This is a genomic window from Novosphingobium sp. B-7 (genome assembly GCF_000410615.1).
Lineage (GTDB): Bacteria > Pseudomonadota > Alphaproteobacteria > Sphingomonadales > Sphingomonadaceae > Novosphingobium > Novosphingobium capsulatum.
The window spans coordinates 4409-5223 of record NZ_KE148486.1 but is presented as its reverse complement, the minus strand read 5'-3'; the positions used below and the strand labels follow the sequence as shown (position 1 = coordinate 5223).

Here is an 815-nt window from a genome sequence, read left to right as displayed (position 1 = left end):
ATGCGCGCCAGCCACGCCGCCAGCGGCCGCGCCGGATCATAGCGGCGCAGCGCGGCAAAGGCGGCGATGAACGTATCCTGCGTCACGTCGAGCGCGGCATCGGCCTGTCCGGTCTGCGCCCAGGCCACACGATGCACCACGGCGCGGTGACGCGCCATGAGCTGGCGATAGGCCTGCTCCTCGCCCGCCAGCGCGGCGCGCACCAGGGCGGCATCATCGGCCTCGTCCAGAGGATCATCACGCACCGCCGCGCGGCCGCTCAGGGCCGCTGCGAAGCGCTGGGCGCAGGGGATTGCATCAGGGCAGCCACCATCGCCTGGTCAAACCGCGCCTGCTGATCGGGGCGCAGCAGCGCGCGCATCGCAAACAGGTGTTGCAGGGTTTCCTTCTGCAACATGCCCATCGCTGCATGCGAGCGATCTACCGCCGCGGCCACGCGCGGGCCATAGCCGCGCTCGGCCACGATCGCCTGCGCCAGATCGCGGTTATCCTGCGCCATTTGCGCGCCATAGCGGGCCTGCGCGGCCGCATAATCGCCCTCCAGCCGCGCCATGGCCTGTTCCTGCCCGGCATCAAGCGCCAGATCGCGGTGGATCAGCGTGTGAAAGGCGTTTTCCGCAGGCTGCGCGGGCTTAAACAGCATGCGCCCCACCCCCACCCCTGCCAGGGCCGCTGCAAAGGCCAGCAGGGCCACAAACACCATCTGGCGGGCGCCCATCACCCCGCCCCCATCAGCACAACCGAGGGCGCCTGTGCGGGCAAGGCCAGGGGGCTCACCAGCCTGGCAGGCTCATGACGCGGGCCAAAGGCATGCC

2 protein-coding genes are annotated in these 815 nt (G+C 70.4%); both read right to left on the bottom strand.

Annotated features, from left to right (window positions below):
* The coding region (locus H926_RS32740) for an RNA polymerase sigma factor (RefSeq protein WP_022678046.1) at nucleotides 1–245 on the bottom strand (245 nt) is incomplete at its 3' end.
* Nucleotides 246–259: 14 nt separating this feature from the next.
* Complete coding sequence (locus tag H926_RS0121230; protein ID WP_022678045.1) at nucleotides 260–718, bottom strand: periplasmic heavy metal sensor; 459 nt, start codon at nucleotides 716–718, stop codon at nucleotides 260–262.
* Nucleotides 719–815 lie beyond the last annotated feature (97 nt).